This window comes from Vibrio sp. B1Z05 (assembly GCF_052955985.1).
The window spans coordinates 200,307-219,417 of the sequence record NZ_CP130464.1 but is presented as its reverse complement, the minus strand read 5'-3'; the positions used below and the strand labels follow the sequence as shown (position 1 = coordinate 219,417).

General features: G+C 37.0%; 16 protein-coding genes and 2 pseudogenes. 1 reads left to right on the top strand and 17 read right to left on the bottom strand.

Annotation, left to right across the window (positions count from 1 at the left end; genetic code table 11):
* Positions 1 to 13 precede the first annotated feature (13 nt).
* From QV280_RS13915 to QV280_RS13835, 17 genes and pseudogenes are all read right to left on the bottom strand, one after another.
* On the bottom strand, positions 14 to 976 hold the full coding sequence (locus tag QV280_RS13915) for an NAD-dependent epimerase/dehydratase family protein (protein WP_367869559.1): 963 nt from the start codon (positions 974 to 976) through the stop codon (positions 14 to 16).
* Positions 977 to 1,210: 234 nt separating this feature from the next.
* On the bottom strand, positions 1,211 to 1,954 hold the full coding sequence (locus tag QV280_RS13910; RefSeq protein WP_152820530.1) for a glycosyltransferase family 2 protein: 744 nt from the start codon (positions 1,952 to 1,954) through the stop codon (positions 1,211 to 1,213).
* A complete protein-coding gene (locus QV280_RS13905; protein ID WP_152820527.1) occupies positions 1,948 to 2,775 on the bottom strand; it encodes a glycosyltransferase family 2 protein in 828 nt (275 codons plus the stop codon). Before QV280_RS13905 ends, QV280_RS13910 begins: the two co-directional genes overlap by 7 nt.
* Positions 2,776 to 2,777: 2 nt before the next feature.
* Complete coding sequence (locus tag QV280_RS13900) at positions 2,778 to 3,797, bottom strand: glycosyltransferase family 4 protein (RefSeq protein WP_172972806.1); 1,020 nt, start codon at positions 3,795 to 3,797, stop codon at positions 2,778 to 2,780.
* Positions 3,798 to 3,886: 89 nt separating this feature from the next.
* Positions 3,887 to 5,266, bottom strand: coding sequence for a hypothetical protein (locus tag QV280_RS13895; RefSeq protein WP_152820523.1), 1,380 nt, complete (start codon positions 5,264 to 5,266; stop codon positions 3,887 to 3,889).
* Positions 5,226 to 6,452 (bottom strand): glycosyltransferase, encoded by a 1,227-nt coding sequence (locus QV280_RS13890; protein WP_152820522.1) that lies wholly within the window; start codon positions 6,450 to 6,452, stop codon positions 5,226 to 5,228. Before QV280_RS13890 ends, QV280_RS13895 begins: the two co-directional genes overlap by 41 nt.
* Positions 6,445 to 7,647 carry a lipopolysaccharide biosynthesis protein gene (locus QV280_RS13885; RefSeq protein ID WP_152820520.1) on the bottom strand — a complete coding sequence of 401 codons (1,203 nt, stop codon included), beginning with the start codon at positions 7,645 to 7,647 and terminating at the stop codon, positions 6,445 to 6,447. The genes QV280_RS13890 and QV280_RS13885 overlap by 8 nt, the downstream gene beginning before the upstream one ends.
* Positions 7,640 to 8,710: a DegT/DnrJ/EryC1/StrS family aminotransferase gene (locus tag QV280_RS13880; RefSeq protein ID WP_152820518.1), complete on the bottom strand. Its 1,071-nt coding sequence runs from the start codon at positions 8,708 to 8,710 to the stop codon at positions 7,640 to 7,642. The genes QV280_RS13885 and QV280_RS13880 overlap by 8 nt, the downstream gene beginning before the upstream one ends.
* Before the next feature lies 1 nt (position 8,711).
* The gene (locus tag QV280_RS13875) at positions 8,712 to 9,296 is read right to left on the bottom strand and encodes an acyltransferase (RefSeq protein ID WP_152820516.1); all 585 of its coding nucleotides are present in this window, start codon (positions 9,294 to 9,296) and stop codon (positions 8,712 to 8,714) included.
* Between the two features lie 5 nt (positions 9,297 to 9,301).
* Positions 9,302 to 10,249, bottom strand: a complete 948-nt coding sequence (locus tag QV280_RS13870; RefSeq protein WP_152820515.1) for a Gfo/Idh/MocA family protein — start codon at positions 10,247 to 10,249, stop codon at positions 9,302 to 9,304.
* Positions 10,250 to 10,251: 2 nt separating this feature from the next.
* The gene (locus tag QV280_RS13865; RefSeq protein ID WP_152820513.1) at positions 10,252 to 11,520 is read right to left on the bottom strand and encodes a nucleotide sugar dehydrogenase; all 1,269 of its coding nucleotides are present in this window, start codon (positions 11,518 to 11,520) and stop codon (positions 10,252 to 10,254) included.
* Between the two features lie 194 nt (positions 11,521 to 11,714).
* Positions 11,715 to 12,161, bottom strand: a complete 447-nt coding sequence (locus QV280_RS13860; protein WP_152820512.1) for a hypothetical protein — start codon at positions 12,159 to 12,161, stop codon at positions 11,715 to 11,717.
* Positions 12,162 to 12,455: 294 nt separating this feature from the next.
* Positions 12,456 to 13,460 (bottom strand): NAD-dependent epimerase, encoded by a 1,005-nt coding sequence (locus QV280_RS13855; RefSeq protein WP_152820510.1) that lies wholly within the window; start codon positions 13,458 to 13,460, stop codon positions 12,456 to 12,458.
* 9 nt (positions 13,461 to 13,469) lie between these two features.
* Positions 13,470 to 14,636 (bottom strand): annotated as a pseudogene (locus QV280_RS13850) (nucleotide sugar dehydrogenase).
* A 415-nt stretch (positions 14,637 to 15,051) separates the two neighbouring features.
* Positions 15,052 to 16,131, bottom strand: coding sequence for a UDP-N-acetylglucosamine--undecaprenyl-phosphate N-acetylglucosaminephosphotransferase (wecA, locus tag QV280_RS13845; RefSeq protein ID WP_152820508.1), 1,080 nt, complete (start codon positions 16,129 to 16,131; stop codon positions 15,052 to 15,054).
* A gap of 286 nt (positions 16,132 to 16,417) precedes the next feature.
* On the bottom strand, positions 16,418 to 17,284 hold the full coding sequence (galU, locus tag QV280_RS13840; protein WP_152820505.1) for a UTP--glucose-1-phosphate uridylyltransferase GalU: 867 nt from the start codon (positions 17,282 to 17,284) through the stop codon (positions 16,418 to 16,420).
* 84 nt (positions 17,285 to 17,368) lie between these two features.
* The gene (locus tag QV280_RS13835) at positions 17,369 to 18,217 is read right to left on the bottom strand and encodes an REP-associated tyrosine transposase (protein ID WP_152820502.1); all 849 of its coding nucleotides are present in this window, start codon (positions 18,215 to 18,217) and stop codon (positions 17,369 to 17,371) included.
* Positions 18,218 to 18,441: 224 nt separating this feature from the next.
* On the opposite strand from QV280_RS13835, the pseudogene QV280_RS13830 reads away from it, so the two are divergent.
* A pseudogene (locus QV280_RS13830) lies at positions 18,442 to 19,098 on the top strand (site-specific integrase); the annotation flags it as partial.
* Positions 19,099 to 19,111 lie beyond the last annotated feature (13 nt).

The following is a 19,111-nucleotide window of genomic DNA, read 5'->3' as shown; positions in this document are numbered from 1 at the left end:
TGTAAATCCTAATTTAATTCCTAATGAACTGATCAACAGTTTTCTTTAAACCTTCTATACGACTATAAGGTGGATTCCAATCTAAAAGAGATTTTGTTTTAGATATATCCAATTCTAAAGAACTACATAGATGTATAGCAATATTTGATTTTCCGATAAGTTTCAATACAAATCTTAACCAAGGGACTGGTATATATATAAACCGCTTCGGTACTTCTAAAGTATTCGCAATGTCACTAAGCAAAGTAAAAGTAGAGATATCATCATCATCGGAGACTAAAAATATTTGATTCTTAGCATTGGGATGCTTTATACAAATAAGAATTAAATCAACTAAATTTTCAATATAGACCAAACTTCTCTTATTTCTAACTACAGCACCTACAGGTAGTGGGAAACCAGTATTAACCAACTTTAACATCGATAAAAAATTAGCTTTAACGCCCGGACCGTAAACAAGTGGAGGGCGAATTATTACAATCTCCATACCTGTTTCACGCGAAATCTTCATCAAACCTAATTCAGCTTCTTTCTTACTTATACTAAAAGGGTCATTAGGTGAAAATTCATCATCCGGCGTAAATGATATATGACTTGGTGTAGACTCACCATTAACCCTAGACGAGCTAATAAAAATAAATCTCTCAACACCAAATTTAGAGGCTTGTTTAGCTAGATTTAATGTACCATAGGTATTTATAGACCTGTAATCACTTAAGGGGTCACTCGATAATTCATCAAGTATATGCGCTCTACCGGCACAATGAATTACTGTAGAAACATTTTTAAGTGCACAATGAAAATCTGTAGCTGGGCTTATATTTCCTTTGTGAAAATTATCACTATCGCAGTCATAAGGTTTACTTCTGCCAAACACAACAACATTCTCTCGTGAAAGTTTAGTAAGTAATGCAGATCCTATAAAGCCTGTTGCTCCAGTAACTAATATTTTTCTTTCATTTGTTGATAGAACCACTTATCCAACCTATTGTTAACACACTTTACAGGTAATATCCTGTTGATTTATTTAGCTTGTAATACAGTTGAAAAATACAACCTCGATAACATTAATAGTTAACCCAAGCACAAAACACCACACTCAATTAGACAAAAATAATAAGTAATTACGCTATTTGGTATCATGCATATGACTATATTAAAGTTATATAAAATCAAGTTTATACATAATTCTGAATCCTAATAATTTTAACTACTTAAAAACGCCGGTCCACGCATATGATAAAAAACATCTCAATGAAGCAAAAAATGATAATTTTTCAATATTTCGATATACATACCATGTCTGCATCGCGGCTTTAAATTTATTACTGGATATTGAATTGGGCACAATACGATAACGAGTCAGAACTTTATTTATAGAATATGCTTTCTCACCATGTTTTAGTAACTTTAGCCAAAACGCATAATCCTGTCTAGAGCGTATTAAAGGCATCTTTAAATCATCAAATGCTGATTTTCTTAACATTACAGTAGAACAGCCAATCACGCCTTTTCTATACAATTGATCAATATAACTAAAGCATTTTGGATAATTAAGGCCAACCGTTTTATTTAGTGCATTACCATTTATATCTACTAACTCATATGCCGTAAAAGAAAAGTTAATTCCATCAGTCATGAACTCTAATTGATTCATCAGTTTATCTTTGGCCCATAAATCATCACTGTCAATAAAGGCAATAAATTCTCCTTTTACATTAGATAGTGAACGATTCCTAGTAACAGCGGCTCCAGAATTCACATTATTAAAAAATAAAATAACACGAGAATCTAAAGATGCTATTTCTTTTAAGATCTCTCTCGTATTATCAGATGAGCAGTCATCGGTTACCAACCATTCCCAATTTTCGTGAGACTGATTTTTTATGGCATCATATGTCTCATTAATAAAATTAGCTGAATTATAAGTTGCTGTAATTATAGAAACTAACATAGCGATTTAACTCTTTTAAAGACAAGGGAAAATAAACATCTAGAAGCATAATAGCATCTAAAAATCATTGACATAAACTTTCGTGATAACTTCTTGTTCTTATATTTAGATAGAAATAATGACTTAATAAATGTTAGACGCTTGTTAAAATCAAGATTGGAACCTCTTGAATCTAAAACTTCTTTACGATAAATCGATGCAGTAGTATCAATAAAAATAAACTTCGATATCGTTAGCACGTCTAAATAAAAAATAATATCTTCTCCCCATTGTGCACTGTTATCCATCATAACATTTGAAAAGTTACTATTTAAGAATAAACCAGACATAGGGGGTGTTGGATAATTCAAAAAATCACTTTCTCTACTAATAATATGATTGATATTTGTTGCAGCCTTATCATTACTATTTGAGAAATCTTCTTGATTGTAAACGTAATCTTCAGAGACATTTTGTTTTGCACCATAAACTATAGATACACTCTCATCGACATTAGATAAGTGATCTTCTAACAATTTTATATTATATGGATGAATCATATCATCTGCATCTAGTAAGAAGCACCACTTAGACCCTGAAATTTCAACACCTTTAACTCTTGTTTTCTGTACTCCCATATTCACTTCATTTCTAACTAAATTTATTTTATCTTTAATAGGAGACGTATCTACCTTACTTTTTAGAGTACTAAATTCTTTTGATGATGAGCAATCATCCACTATAATTATTGATAGTACATGTGCTGACATATCTTCCAAATTAGAAAATAAAGAATCAATGTACTTACTTTTATTAAAAAATGGCACCACAATCGAATACATATTTACCCCATAATATCCTTATAAAAAGACAATAACTTTTCTTCTTCTGTCGACCAATTGAATTTTTCTCTCACCGCTTTTTTGCCATTGTTACCCAACTTCTCACATAATTCCTTATCGGACAGTAATTCATCAATTCTAAGAGCAATAGAATTGACATCATCGGGATCTGCAGTTACACCACAATCAAACCTTTCGAAAATATCAATCCAATAGGGGAAATTAGAGTAAATGACTGGAATCCCAGCGGCCATATATTCGAACATTTTAACTGGTAATGACTCCACATATGCTGGCGTAGGCTTCAATAAAACCATACCAATACAAGATGCTTCCAAATGAGAAACTACATTAGAACGAGATAACCATCCTTTAGCATCAACGCGATTCCAACCTTCAAACGACGAAATTTCATTGATAAACTCTAAATCATTTAACTCTCCACCTAGCGTCAAAACAGCATCTTTATTTTTAACAAGCTCCATAGCTTGAACCATAGAATCAACCCCCCTAACAGCATTGATTGTACCAATATATATAAGAGAGTTAGAGGTTTTAAAATCTACAGAGCAAGAAAAATCTAGCTCTTCTAATCTTGGATAATTATTAATATCTATTATAGTACTATTTACCTTTAATAATTTATTTTTAATAATTGGCGTTGCAGTAATAACGCCACTCATAAAGCGCAAATAAACACTTTCGAATACCTCAATAGTTCTAGATATTATTCGTCTTACAATAGATGGTAAATAAGCTTTACTCAATATTTGTCGAGGTAAATCTTCATGAGAGTCATAAATAACTTTTTTCCCAATCATCCTTAAGAGTAAGCAGAGAGGAATTAACTCTGGATCATGAGCATGATAGACATCACCTTTATTTTTTAAAGTAGGAAGAAGCATTCTTATAGATGCACTTAACGTTCTAACAATTCTATTTTTAGGTCTTTTACCAATATCGACAATATGTATCCCGTCTTTATACTCACTGCCTAGCCCGTCACTTACAACAAGTTTCACAGAGTACTTTTCATTTAAAGACTTACACATTTTAACAAAAATCCTAGTATCATATCTACTATGTAGTGAAGTCAATTGTATTACTGTTTTCAAACGCGCCTCTTATATATTAAATTGGTTGTTATTTGCATAATAATATATGCTGTGCAGAAGAGTATAAATATAGCTACTGACTGAACGATCATACTCTTAATTACTAGTACAAGTTCTTCTCTATGGGCATAAAAAAATAATATTGGACTTATTGCAATTAATAAATATGCAAAGAATAAATTTTTCAGGTGTAAGGCAGCATATGAAAGAAAACTGATAATAACTGAATGGAGAGAATAGCAAATAAAAACCCCAAATAGTCCGAGTGAAAGATAAGGTGTTATATATTGAGAAGATGCTAATCCTACCCAATCAACATTAAGATGCGTCATTAAATAACTAGATGCAGTTTGAAAATTTGGAACTATTCTATGACCAAATGGAAACGAAACAATAATTTGGTTTAAAAACATTTCTGGCTGAAACGTAATATGCTTAGTAATATAATTTGCAGTTAATATCATATGTGCCCTAGATTCTCCCAAAAATACAGTATCTAGAAACAAATCCGACCAATCAAACCAAAAAATTGAAAGAAAAGTATCGTCACCTTTTACAAACAAGCGTATATTATAGTATGTGAATTTCAAAAATGACATAACAAACAAAGAGCAAAGTCCATAGAAAAAATGCCTAACTTTAATTTCTCTAAATTTGAATAAAAACATCGCAACTACAAAAACTAATATCAGAAACCTTTTCGCACTTATCATTTCAAAGAACAAAAATAAACTGCAAAATGAAAAATATATGATAAGTTGCTTTCTAGTTTTTGAAGAAATAGCTCCTAGCAATATATAAAGCGAAGCAAAATCTTTAAAAGAAAAATAACCTAAACTTTGAGCTTCAGATGCCTCAAATTTATTTAAAGAAAGATAAGAATGAAGGCCACCTATACTTAAAAAAGTATGTATCATTAGTAACACGGAAAATGCTAATGCTATATTGGTTATTATGTTCAAGCTCTTGTCTTTTTCGATTCTATATATGATTGTTTTAAAATCGATTTTACTTATAATGACATTAATTAAGCATAAACAAATTAGCACTACGTTATATAATAATAAATACTCAAATAGATCTGACCCACTAAACTCGTAACGATATTCTATTTCTTTCGTAATAGGGAATAATAGAACAAAAGGAACTTGATAAAAATAAATAAATGAACTTAAACCAAATAATTGACTGAGCTTGTTTTTTTGTGATAAAAATACATTAAAAATTAAAATCGAAATATATATAATCCCATATAACTCAAGTCTATATATCCCCCATAAGGTTGATACTGTTGCACTCCACAATAGAAGATGCAAAAATAATAAAGTAATGTACTTAATAAAATTTGTTGATAATATCTTCGGCGAATCTAACATAATTATCCAGGCTATAGTTATTTCTCTGACTTTCCTTTGACAAGAAGCTCTTCTTCTTCAAATTTTCTATATTCTCATTAGTTAATTGAGAGTATAAATCAAACTTATTATTCATTAAATCAGTAAAGCTTTCATAAATAAAGCCATTATTGTTATTGACAATTTCAGAAATTGCACCAACATTTAGACAAATACATGGTATGCCAACTGACTGTGCTTCCATGATAGACACAGGAATACCTTCACTCGAGCTTAAATTAACAAAAAAGTTAACTTCTCGTTCAATATATATTTCTTTTACTCTATCGTTGTCAATAAAACCAAGCAAATCTACTTGTAAGTTATGTGTTCTTGTTTTATTAACTTGTTCTTGTAGTTCATTATAAAGGTCACCATCACCAATATGTAACCACTCCACTGCAATATTACTATTTTGTTTTGCAAAATCATTTACAAATTGATAAATCAGAAACACTCTTTTTACAGATATTATAGAAGAGCATGAAGCAAAAACTACTTTGCTATCCAAATTATTATAGTTGATTCTAAAATTTGATTTTTTTATACCAAGCCTGCTGGTCGACAAATTATTTGAACTAAACCCATTATATTTATCTTTTATATAGACTAAACCTTCACTAGATATTGGATAAAGCATATTTATATTATCTGAAATACTATCTAACCAAGGGAACCTAGTTAATCTATGCCTATATTCATATATATCTCCACCATGTGCCTTAGATATATATATTAGGTTATTATTATATTTTTTCTTATATAAACTCAGTGCATATGTTGCTGGGCCATGCCAATATGAGTAGTAAATAACATCTTTGGAACCGTTTTCCATTAGCCAACGTAAGAGTCTATAAACATATATTGACCTAGCAAGTTTATATTTGATTAGTGGAATACTACAATTACCTTTAAAAATGTTACTCTGGCTGGATGTTTCGATTTTAATAAAGGAAGTTACTCTGTCAAGAAAACTGACTTCCATATTAGCTATACTATTATCAATAGATATATTTTCTGGAAGAGATACTTTGCGATACTCTCCATTTTTTTTAGTGGGAACTATATTGATATCAAAATACTGACTTAATATTTGAAGCTCTTGTGTTAGGAAACTTTCTCCTTTCCCAAATGGATAACTAGTAGTAAACAAAACTAACTTACGCATTTCTCACACTCTTATATATCCATATAAAATAAACAGGGAAATATACCGAGAATATCATCGATACAGTAAATAATACATCCGTAACGGAAAGACCAACCAAGCTTCCAACTAAAAATATAAATACAAACATAATTGATTCAATAACTCCCCAATATAATGCTTGTTTCTGCTTCTTAATAACAATTAAAATAACCGAACTAGAAGATGCGACGAAATGTAAAACAATATAGGGGAGAAACATTTTCGCATATTCACCGGAGATTATCCAACTATCACCAAACACAAAGCCAAACAAATCTGGTAAAAACTCAAATGTAAGTAAAGATGGTATCGCAGCAATCAGAAATAAAGTAAGCATATAAAACAATACATTTTTTTCTATCGACTTGTGTTCATTATATCTTTTTGCTATAGATCTAAAGAAAACCTGAGCAACTGATGCTCCGATCAACATACTAGGAAGAAGAAGAATTTTATTTGCAAAGAAATAGTATCCCAGCTCAGTTTTTGAAAACAACAGGGGAAAAACTATCGGAATGGAATTTATTTTCAAGCTATTAATTAACGCATGCGGTAGCGTTGTTTTAGGGAAAATACTATTTCTCTTTAAAGTAACATAAGCTTTTAATATTCTATTTTTTTTAACTGAAAGCTCTTTAAATCTTGTCACAAAAAGGCATGATGCAAATAACCCAAATATAGCACCATAAGTAAGATTCATTACATATATAAGATTAAATAAATTATTGCCAACACTATTAACAAAGCGGTTTAATGCCATAACTTGGTATTTTGTAAAATAATTCAGATAAGACTGATTAATATTTATCAATGCTAAAAGGAACGAACAAGTAGGAATTAATAATAATTCATGATTTTTCAGACTAAATATTTCACCGCCAACATTAATAAAAAGAAAAATAAATAATGTTGTCAATATATACAACAAAATTGCAATAAGTATTGTCGCTCTATAAAGCTCACTCGCAGAACGATTGTTTTTTGAAACAGGTATCCCCAATTCGAGTTTTAGAGTAAATATAATACTAAAAAATCCGCTTAAGGCCATAAAGATCGATAAAGTAGCAAACTCTTCTGCTGAATATAAGCGACTAATAAACGGTAATAGCATTATCGGTATTACTTGAGAGCCTATCGTTCCTAAAAGCAGGAATAATGCACCTCGGTTAAACATTTATATAGCCATGGATTGGCAAGCTAAAGACTTGCTTAGAAAGAGTAGTCGCTACAGGAAAGTCAACATGAGAATAGTTCAAAAATTTAAACGCCGACTGATTATGCATACACGTTCTATAGTAGACCATGGTAGGGATACCTTGCTCTTTGTATTTTTGCATCTGTATATCACGATCTTTACTAGCTAACGTATATTGCGCCCAAGAACTAGTGTATCCTCTTGGTATTGTTGGCGTTTTATATACTCCTTTTAATTCCTCATTGTACTTTTGAGCTGCTTTGTTGCGCACTTCGAGTTCTTGTGGAAACTCAGCTAATTTTTCCAATAAAATAGCGGCTTGAATCGTATCTAAACGACTGTTAATACCAATACGAACGTTGTCATATTTATCACTACCTTTACCATGAACTCGGTACGAACGAAGCAATTCGGCATACTCATCGTTATCAGTAAATACCGCACCACCATCACCGTAACAACCCAATGGTTTAGCAGGAAAAAAACTCGTTGTAGCAATGTCACCAAAACTACCTGCTCTTTGACCATTAATTGAGCCGCCAAACCCTTGAGCTGCATCTTCAATTAACTTTAACTTATATTTCTCTGCAATGCGCTCAAGCTCAGGATAATTTGCTGGTAAGCCAAACAAATCTACAGCAATAATAGCTTTAATATTTAGCTCACCCGCTTTAATAGTTTGCTCAATACGCTGCTCTAGATCTTTAGGACAAATATTGAACGTATCTTTATCGGAGTCAACAAACACCGGAGTCGCACCCGCAAGCGCGATTGCTTCTGCCGTAGCAAAAAACGTAAACGTTGGGCAAAATACCGCATCTCCCGCTTTTACATCCAGTACCATCATGCATAGCGTTAGTGCATCCGTACCGTTTGCACAGGTGATGGCATGCTTTACACCCACATATTCAGCGAGTTTGTCTTCAAGCTCAAACACTTCTGGTCCCATGATGTATTGTCCATGGTCTAGAACATCGTGAATGCGTTTGTCGATACGCGTTTTTAAGTGTTGATACTGCGCCTGTAAGTCTATGAATTGCATTCTATTTCTCTAGTTTACTCAAAACAGAGTTGGTTAATTGATAAGTTTCATTAGTATTTGGACATTGGATAGAAGCATTACCAATCAATGGTAAGTCAAGTTGTTCACCGTATTCGCTCATCCAGCCAATTTGCTTCGCTGGGACACCTACCATTAAAGCGTACGGTTTCACATCGGCGTTAATTACCGCTCCGGCACCTACAAATGCAAACTCTCCAACTGTGACACCGCAAACAATAGTGCAATTAGCTCCCAGTGTTGCGCCACGTTTCACGACCGTGTCACGGTACTCACTTTTGCGTTCAACCCCAGAGCGAGGGTTGTACACATTGGTAAACACCATACTAGGCCCGCAAAACACTTCGGCTTCTAAATGCACATTATCGTAAACCGAGACGTTATTTTGAATCTTGCACTTATCGCCAATAGTTACTTTATTGCCAACAAATACGTTTTGACCAAGAGAAACGCCAGCACCGATGCGAGCACCACTACAGACGTGAGTAAAGTGCCAAACACGAGACTCAGCACCAATTAAAGCGCCATCATCAACGATGGCGCTTTCATGCTTATAGTAACTAGTCATACAGATTACTTCAGGACTTTGAACAGTAGTGGATGCGCTTTATTTCCCGCCTCAACGACTGCACTACGACGAATATGCTCTACCGTCTCAATTGCGATACGATTCTCATCAACACCATAACCAGTGCCTCTAAGCACGTTTTCATAGCTTTGCGTGTGCAAGTCTGTGAAGCCACCAGAAAACTCAAGTTCTTCATCGCCAATAGTGATGCTACGATAAGTTTTTTTCTCACCTTCGACTGCATTTTCAGGGAGATTATTTGCATCAATAGATAAGAACCAACGAACACGGGCACGCTCGTACTCAAGATAACCACTTGCCGTCTTCTCATCTTTAAAGTGAACTTCGTTATGCTTCAATTCACCAAACACAAAGTGCAACATATCATAGAAGTGAACTCCTACGTTGGTTGCAACTCCACCAGATTTTTGGTCAAAGCCCTTCCAAGATTTTAGGTACCATTTTCCTCGAGAGGTCATGTAAGTTAAATCTACGTCGAACACTTTATCCGCTGGAGCTTGAGCCACTTTTTCCTTAAGTGCAATAATTGAAGGATGCAAACGCAATTGAAGAATTGAATTCACCTTCGCACCATATAGCTCTTCATATTGCTTCAGTACATTTAAATCTTCAGAGCTCAACACTAGCGGTTTTTCACAAATAACATTTATACCATTCTTTAATGCATACTTCATATGTGGCGCGTGTAAGTAATTTGGGCTACAAATAGCAATGTAATCTAGCTTCTCACCTTTCAGATGTTGGTCTTCCACAAAGGCCGAAAAATCTTCAAACTCGGTAAAGAATTCAGCTTCTGGAAAGTGACTGTCCATAATACCAACAGAGTCATTGATGTCCATCGCCACAACTAAGTCATTACCTGTATCTTTAATAGCTCTTAAGTGACGAGGAGCGATATAACCTGACGCTCCGATTAATGCAAACTTCTTCATTACTACAACCTTATATCCGCATCGTGAACATTTAAAATATGTTTCACATCATAAACAACATGGTTTTTTTTACATAGCGCTCGTATCTTATCGATTCCCAGTGCTTTAATTTCTGAGTGGTCAACCGCTAAGATGACACCATCATAATCTGTATCATTAACTTCTTTAAGAAGCTCTAGGCCATACTCTTCTAACACTTCATCTTTGTCTGCCCATGAATCATACACATTCACTTGCATGTTAAAGTCTTTCAACTCATTCACAATATCGATAATCTTAGTATTACGAACATCAGGACAATCACCCTTAAAGGTAAAACCCATAACCAGAATTTTAGCTTCATCTATGTGAATTTTTTTGCTGGCTAACTTTTTAACAAATTGGGTTGCAGTATACTCACCCATGCCATCATTAATACGACGCCCAGCAAGAATTACCTCAGGTCTGTAACCCACTTCTTGTGCTTTGTATGTTAAATAGTAAGGGTCGACACTGATACAATGACCACCCACCAAGCCCGGTTTGAATTTCAAAAAGTTCCATTTAGTGCCCGCAGCATTCAATACTTCTTCAGTATCAATACCGAGTTTATTAAATATTTTTGCAAACTCATTAATGATTGCGATATTCAAATCACGTTGCGTATTTTCAATTACCTTAGCCGCTTCCGCGACTTTAATCGATGACGCTTTATGAGTACCAGCTGAAATGATTGAAGAATAAAGTGCATCAACCTTAGCAGCTATTTCTGGAGTCGAGCCTGATGTGATTTTTAAAATTTTTGTTAGTGTATTAACTTTATCACCAGGATTTATGCGTTCAGGGCTATAGCCCGCAAAAAAGTCCTTATTAAACTTGAGGCCTGACTCCTTTTCGATAATCGGCAAACATACTTCTTCTGTTGCACCTGGGTAAACGGTCGATTCAAAAATGACAATGTCACCTTTTGAAATTATGGTAGCAAGAGATTGAGAGGCTTTACGAAGTGGTGTTAAATCCGGTGCATTGTTATCATCAATAGGCGTAGGAACTGTAACAATATAAATATTGGCATCTTTAATATCAGTCAAGTCAGAGGTGTATGTTAAATACACTGATTTTTCTAACTCATCTTGTTCGACTTCAAGAGTTCTATCAATACCTTGACGTAACTCATCAACACGTTGCTGATTAATATCAAATCCAACTGTTGGATATTTCTTTCCGAACTCTACCGCTAAAGGTAAGCCAACATATCCCTGACCAATGATAGCCAATTTATCAGTATTCATACATTATTCTCATATAAACATCAGTGAAATAATAACGTTCCGCTTAAAAGTAAAACAGTTTTCAAATTGATGTAACTGCAAAACACTTAATCTAGCTAAATTATAACCACTATCCGATCGTTAAAGACCTAGTGTACATTAATTTTCAATAAGCAAAAATAAAAAATGTACCTACCGATCTATAGGCATAGGTCTTACTTTTTTATGCTTTCAGCTAGTACGACAAGAACTTGAGGAGGGATTGGTGTGTTCAAGGGTAAACCTTGAACTGAGCGACCTTTTCTCTTCCACCACGAAAGATAGCTACTCACAAGATACATTGAAGAGAACATGATTAACCTGATGATGGTAGAATCACTGGGGATGGTATTTTCCATAAAGACCTTACGCACTTTACCGAAGTAACCTAGGTTAAACAAAATGAACAGAACTAAGATAACGATAAAGATGACAGTAAAATATGCAGCATTAGGAAGATCGGGACTAAAAAAGACAATGCCGAGTGACGCAAACACTACCGTGGTTGATCTACTGAACAGGCCATCAATACCATCAACCATGTCAAAAGCATTGATTGCGCTGATTACCGCGAAAATGGTTACAACGATATCAACATAAAGAGGGATACTGCCATGTAGCAAACTCTAGTGTGCCCCCCTCCCCCGATAAGCAATTAATGATTAAAGCTATAAAGATGACGTATGATTCGAGAGATAAGCCTACTAACGTAATGCTCCATAGCGAATAACGCACCACACATTATGCGATCAGAAAATATCGACAAACACTCCTACGCTATCCCATTAAACACTTATTGTGGATGGTGACAGAAACAAGAACCCCTCTAACGAAAAAAACCGGAATGCTCATAAGAACATACCGGCCTTTACTACAATACAATCACTCTAACACCCTAAAAAGAGTCTGGCTAACGATCACTTATCATAAAATTCTCGATACCAAGAAACAAACTCAGCTACACCCTCTTTTGCCGTGACTTTAGGCGTATAACCTGTTGCTTCAAACAAGTCTTGAGTATCTGCGTAGGTTTGATACACATCACCTGGTTGCATTTCTCGGAATTTCTTCTTCGCTTCAATGCCTAACTCATCCTCGATAGCTTTTACAAAATCCATCAATTTGATTGGTGAGCCATGACCTATGTTGTAAACAGAATAAGGCGCAGAGCTTGTAGCAGGTGAACCTTCTTCCACAGTCCAGTCATTAGTTCTTTCTGGAATGATATCTGCGATACGAACAATACCTTCAACGATGTCGTCTACGTGAGTAAAGTCACGCCACATGTCACCATTATTATTAATATCAATGGTGTCGCCATCTAAGATCTTCTTAGTGAAAATAAATGGTGCCATATCCGGACGGCCCCAAGAACCATATACGGTGAAGAAGCGAAGACCTGTCGTCGGGATATCATAAAGATGCGAATAACTGTGAGCCATCAACTCGTTAGATTTCTTAGTTGCAGCATATAGCGATACAGGATGATCTACAGAGTCAGATGTTGAAAACGGCGTTTTCGCATTCAATCCGTACACGCTGCTTGATGATGCATAAACTAGGTGTTTTACTTTGTTATGACGACATCCTTCAAGGATGTTCAAGTGCCCAACTAAGTTTGAGTCTGCGTATGCATGCGGATTTTGAATTGAATAGCGAACGCCCGCCTGTGCTGCTAAGTGAATTACTTGATCAAACTGTTCAGTTTCGAACAATTGCGCAATAGCGTCACGGTCTGCGATATCAAGCTCAATGAGTTTAAAGTTTGAGTGCTTAATTCGCTCCAAGCGCGCTAGCTTGAGATTTACATCATAGTAGTCATTGATATTATCTATACCAACAACCGTATGACCTTTCGCAGTTAGCTGCTCAACAACAGCACTACCAATAAAACCAGCTACGCCAGTTACTAAATATTTCATATTATTCTCTTAATCTGAACCAAATAGATCACGTGTGTACACTTTGTTTTCAACGTCTGCCAACTCTTCGACCATGCGATTTGAAACAATCACATCAGACATGGCTTTAAACTCAGCCAAGTCTTTTATAACAGCAGAGCGGAAGAACTCTTTTTCTTCTAGGACAGGCTCGTATACCACAACCTCAATGCCTTTGGCTTTTAGGCGCTTCATAATGCCTTGAATAGAAGAGGCACGGAAATTGTCAGAGTCAGCTTTCATGATAAGGCGGTAGATACCAACTCGTTTTGGATTACGTTTCAATATTGAGTCGGCTACAAAATCTTTACGCGTGGTATTGGCATCAACAATCGCACCTATTATATTATTCGGTACTTCTGCGTAGTTGGCGCGAAGCTGTTTGGTATCTTTAGGTAGGCAATACCCTCCATAACCAAACGATGGGTGGTTGTAGTGACTGCCGATGCGAGGATCTAATCCCACACCTTCGATGATCTGGCGGGAGTCTAGATCGAGCGCTTCGGCGTAAGAATCTAGCTCGTTAAAGTAAGCTACGCGCAGTGCAAGGTAGGTATTCGAAAACAGTTTTACTGCTTCAGCTTCGGTTGAGTCCGTAAACAACACTTCGATGTTCTCTTTTACAGCTCCTTCTACCAGTAGGTTAGCAAATGTTTCAGCACGCTCAGAACGCTCACCCACGATAATGCGTGAAGGATGAAGGTTGTCGTACAGCGCACGCCCTTCTCTTAAAAATTCTGGTGAGAAGATCAGATTATCACAGCCTAACTCTTGCTTAATGCGAGCGGTATAACCCACAGGAACGGTGGATTTGATCACCATTACCGCATTTGGATTAATCTTCATCACTAGTTTAATCACCGCCTCTACTGACTATGTATTAAAGTAGTTAGTTTCTACGTCGTAATCAGTTGGCGTTGCAATCACTATATAGTCGGCATCTTGGTATGCCTGTTTTGCATCGAGTGTAGCAGTGAAGTTAAGGGGCTTATTAGCCAGAAAGTCTTCAATTTCAACATCGACTATCGGCGATTGTTTGTTGTTCAGTAGCTTGACTTTATCTTCAACAATATCAACCGCGGTAACTTGATGATGCTGCGCTAGCAACATCGCATTAGACAGGCCTACATAGCCTGTACCTGCAATAGCAATTTTCATCTTTTAATGCGCAAAGGATTCAACTTCATCTTTAAAGCAAGCCAATCCTTGTACACAACACGATTCATATTCTTTCCAACAGGCAAACTTTGCTGGTAGGAATGCACAACCGCATTATTCTCTTTCTTCAACCACTAGCTACTCAAGCTTATTCCACTTCCGCAACACTTTTACCATTTGAAAAGAGCGTGTCATCCAGTACGTGTGGAATAAGAAACACCCTACAATGATGTAGAACATGTTGTGTTCAGGGACGTTTAACGCCTCAGCAAGGGAGACTAACCGCAGAGTACGTGACTTGAACCGAACAAATCACTACTAGTGATTCCCTTGGCATAAAACCAATGCGTTGCTTGATGTATTAGAATTGCTCGCGGTCTAGAAGCCACTACCTACCAATCACAACCTGCAAATTTCAAGACCTGACCCCGCTTTTCCACTTTCTAACTATCTTCGCCATCTGAAATGAGTGAGTCATCCAGTAGGTGTGGAATAGGAAGCACCCGACTATCGTGTAGAACATCACGTATTCTGGTACGTTGAAGTATTCACCTAGTAGACCGATGGTTGAGTAGATGATTTGGGTTACACAAATTACCACTAGCGCTTCGCGTGGGGTGAAACCGATGCGTTGCATAATGTGGTGGAAGTGTTCTCGGTCGGGGTGAAACGGTGAGTGTCCTTTACGGATGCGGCGGATCATAATGGCCATCATATCAATCAAAGGAACGGCAATTAACCAAAGTGCAGTTACGGGTCTGATAACGTAGTGTCCACCCTCACCTTGTGTTCCGCCGATCAGAATCCAAATTACAGTGAAGCCGATCATCATGCTTCCTGCATCACCCATAAATACTTTACGCACTTTACCGAAGTAACCTAGGTTAAACAAAATGAACGGAATTAAGATAACGATAAAGACGACTGTAAAATACGCGGCATTAGGAAGATCGTGGCTATAAAAGACAATGCCGAGTGATGCAAACACTACCGTGGTTAATCCACCTAATAGGCCATCAATACCATCAACCATATTAAAGGCGTTGATAGCGCCGATTACTGCGAACATAGTAACAATGATGTCAACATAAGGAGGGAACTGCCAAACACCAAAGCCCAGTGCGTTACCAATATGAGACAATGTGATACCTGTATAATGGATCATCACCAAAGTTAATAGGGCCTGAATCCCCATGCGTAATTTATAACTAATATCAAAGCGATCATCTAACACCCCGATCGCCACCAAGATGGTTAAACAAGTGGCAAAGATTGCTGGGTGCTGCAGTTCGTCCGCGTTAACAAATAAGAAGTAAAGCACAGTGATGCTTATCGAAACACCCCCAACCAGAGGCACTACACCTTGATGATGTTTACGGGCATTGGGTTTATCCACCAAACCAATGACATACCCTATCTTGCGCATACAATATAACACCGCAAGAGATATGAAAAAAAACATCGAGAGTTCGATGATGTACTCAAAAACTGACATGACTGTGAGCCTATCCTGAATAATTAAAAGAGGTTAAAAACAACATTCGACAAATGATATCGAGATTTCACTTGTTCTATGCTTATACAAAAAGCAAATTATCCTATTTTAAAGGACAAAAAGTGGGGTAAACAAGTGAGAGTTCGGTACTGAGCCAGCAATTACGCTGACATCAGTTGCAAAAAATTGGCTATTGTAAAATGAGATACAAGCAGTAAAGGTCTGAAGCTTAGGATAATCTCAAAGATGTTGAAACATAAGCTCGTGCAATAAGAAAAGCCGCACCTTACACTTTCGTGGTTGATGAACGGTCAATTTTAGCTTTGTTTCCTTTTAAATAGACGTTATGGTAGCAGTAGTTTGTGGCTTCGATGTACCCTTCTACACTACCGCAGTCAAAACGTTTTCCTTTAAACTTATACGCAATTACGCAGCCGTTTTTCGCTTGTTCAAGCAAAGCATCCGTGATTTGAATCTCTCCGCCTTTACCTGGCTGAGTCTTCTCCAAAATATCAAAGATATCTGGCGTTAAAATATAGCGACCAATAATTGCCAGATTGCTTGGCGCAGTGCCTTGTTCTGGTTTTTCCACCATATCGGTAATGCGAATCAAGTCATCACTTAAGTGTTGGCCCGCAATAACGCCATATTTGTGTGTTTCAGATTCCGGCACTTCTTCTACTGCCACAATCGAACAGCGGAACTGACGATAAAGCGCTGCCATTTGTGCAAGTACGCCGTCATGTTCATTAATACACAGGTCATCAGCCAGCACAACTGCAAACGGGTTATCACCCACAAGTTCTTTGCCCGTTAGAATCGCGTGGCCTAGGCCTTTCATTTCGCGCTGACGAATGAATGTGTAGGAAGCCGAATCAATCAGTGAACGGATGTCATCAAGCAAGGGTTCTTTGTTAGTCCCTTGAATTTGATGCTCTAACTCATAGTTCTTATCGAAGTGATCCATAAGTGAGCTTTTACCACGACCAGTAACCACCGCCATGCTAGACATACCTGCTTGAATGGCTTCATCAACGCCGTATTCGACAAGCGGCTTATTAACAATAGGCATCATTTCTTTTGGCATTGATTTTGTGGCAGGTAAAAAACGTGTGCCGTAGCCAGCGGCAGGGAATAAACAGTGTTTAATCATTGCTATTATCTTGAATTAAGTGCAAATACAGAGTATCCGTCAATTTGCGGGGTTTAACCCTAAACTAAAATTCGCGTGCAAATATCAAGACCTGCCTCTGCATTGATTTCGTACAATGCGACTTACTGTTGAGTAATGCACATTAAAATAATTTGCTATTTGTTTGAGCGTGTAACCACCAGAACGATACGCGAGAGACATCGCTTCGGAACGATTAGACGCCAATGCTTCATAAGTGGGCAAGGGTTTTGGTTTAGATCGTCGTTGTTTTAATGGCACTTCTTGAAGGTCGCATTGTAATTTGTCATGCAGTGCTTGGTGCGTTTGCACAAAATGGTCACTGCCGAGAAAAACTTGATGTTGCAAGTGTCGCCAAATATTAACGCCCCTACCATTAGCAACGAACTGTATATACTCTTTTATGGCGACCTTTCTATTTCTAGAAAAATGGCATAACAAAGCATCCGTTGCCAACCAATCCGGTGACTCTAAATTGCCAAGCATATGATGCCAACTAGACCACTGCCATTCATCTAAATTCTCAACCATTTTTGCCCGTAAAGGATTGAGAACAATATAACGACAGAGTTCGAGTAAATAGCTTTCTTTATCGACCAAGATCCCTTTGTAGCGCCCTTGAAACAAGTGTCCCACCCGTTTGTGCTTGCGGTTGATGGATTGAGTAAATACACCATTTAAGTGACGCATACCCTGACTTAAATTACCGTCTGCCGTTTCAAGCAAGAGATGATAATGGTTACTCATCAAACAATAAGCATGTACTACCCAGTTGTAATGCTCACAAACCTGCCCTAGAACATCCAAAAATAACTCAAAGTCCTCGTCGCTAGCATAAATACACTTTCGTTCATTACCTCGTGAGGTTATATGATACAACGCCCCTGAAAACTCTAATCGCAATGGTCGACTCATGATTCCATTCCAAGTGAAACAGCAAAACATGAAGTTAATTATTACTCAAAACAAAACGATATTAATCACAACATCACTCAATTACGACCAGCCTCGCACTAAATCAACCCAAAGACAAATTAAAACTAGTAACAAAACCACACTAAATAAAAAAGACCAAACCTCTCTATTACCCACACATATTACACGTGCAAATTTCAAGACCTGACCCCGTTACTCCGGTGGTGAGCTTAGCCTCTGATGAGTTTAAGTTTAGCTATCCGCTTCGCCGCTATAAAGCGCTTAAAGAGGAGAAAGCCAACTCTAAACCATTGACGGTGGACCAGGTGAAGCGTTTCTTAACGGTGGTGGATACGAAGTGGCGTGATTACTTTGTGTTGCGCTTTTGGACAGGGATGAGAAGCTGTGAGGTGCATGCACTTAAGTGGGAGCAGATCAACTTTGCGCATCGCTTGATTCGCGTTCGCTATAACTATGTGAATGGGGAACTGTGTGATGTGAAAACGCCCAAATCCAGACGCGATTTGAAGATGTGCGATACTTTATTTGAGGCGTTGACTAGACTTCACTCCGATGAGTGTGGGGATGATGACTTTGTATTTACTCATAAGGGATTGCCACTGGATACCCATTGGGTCAGCAAAAAGCTTTGGTATCCAACGCTCAACAAAGCGGGCCTTGCCAAACGTCGCGCTTATGAAACCCGCCATACAGCCGCGGTTTTGCATATTGCCGCGCTTGAAAACCCGCTTTACATCTCGCAGATGCTTGGGCATAGCGATACAAGATTGTTGTTTGATGTGTATGCGCCGTATGTAGCGAATGCTTCACAGCGAGATGGCGCATCGTTCGATAAGCTGATGAACAAAATGATCCCTTAACCAAGCGCTGCAA

Coding starts and splice junctions, on each gene's coding strand:
- QV280_RS13910 (WP_152820530.1), bottom strand. CDS start 1,954: ATGTTAGTTTCTATAATTACAGCAACTTATAATTCAGCTAATTTTATT.
- QV280_RS13905 (WP_152820527.1), bottom strand. CDS start 2,775: ATGTATTCGATTGTGGTGCCATTTTTTAATAAAAGTAAGTACATTGAT.
- QV280_RS13895 (WP_152820523.1), bottom strand. CDS start 5,266: ATGTTAGATTCGCCGAAGATATTATCAACAAATTTTATTAAGTACATT.
- QV280_RS13890 (WP_152820522.1), bottom strand. CDS start 6,452: ATGCGTAAGTTAGTTTTGTTTACTACTAGTTATCCATTTGGGAAAGGA.
- QV280_RS13885 (WP_152820520.1), bottom strand. CDS start 7,647: ATGTTTAACCGAGGTGCATTATTCCTGCTTTTAGGAACGATAGGCTCT.
- QV280_RS13880 (WP_152820518.1), bottom strand. CDS start 8,710: ATGCAATTCATAGACTTACAGGCGCAGTATCAACACTTAAAAACGCGT.
- QV280_RS13875 (WP_152820516.1), bottom strand. CDS start 9,296: ATGACTAGTTACTATAAGCATGAAAGCGCCATCGTTGATGATGGCGCT.
- QV280_RS13870 (WP_152820515.1), bottom strand. CDS start 10,249: ATGAAGAAGTTTGCATTAATCGGAGCGTCAGGTTATATCGCTCCTCGT.
- QV280_RS13865 (WP_152820513.1), bottom strand. CDS start 11,520: ATGAATACTGATAAATTGGCTATCATTGGTCAGGGATATGTTGGCTTA.
- QV280_RS13855 (WP_152820510.1), bottom strand. CDS start 13,460: ATGAAATATTTAGTAACTGGCGTAGCTGGTTTTATTGGTAGTGCTGTT.
- wecA (WP_152820508.1), bottom strand. CDS start 16,131: ATGTCAGTTTTTGAGTACATCATCGAACTCTCGATGTTTTTTTTCATA.
- galU (WP_152820505.1), bottom strand. CDS start 17,284: ATGATTAAACACTGTTTATTCCCTGCCGCTGGCTACGGCACACGTTTT.
- QV280_RS13835 (WP_152820502.1), bottom strand. CDS start 18,217: ATGAGTCGACCATTGCGATTAGAGTTTTCAGGGGCGTTGTATCATATA.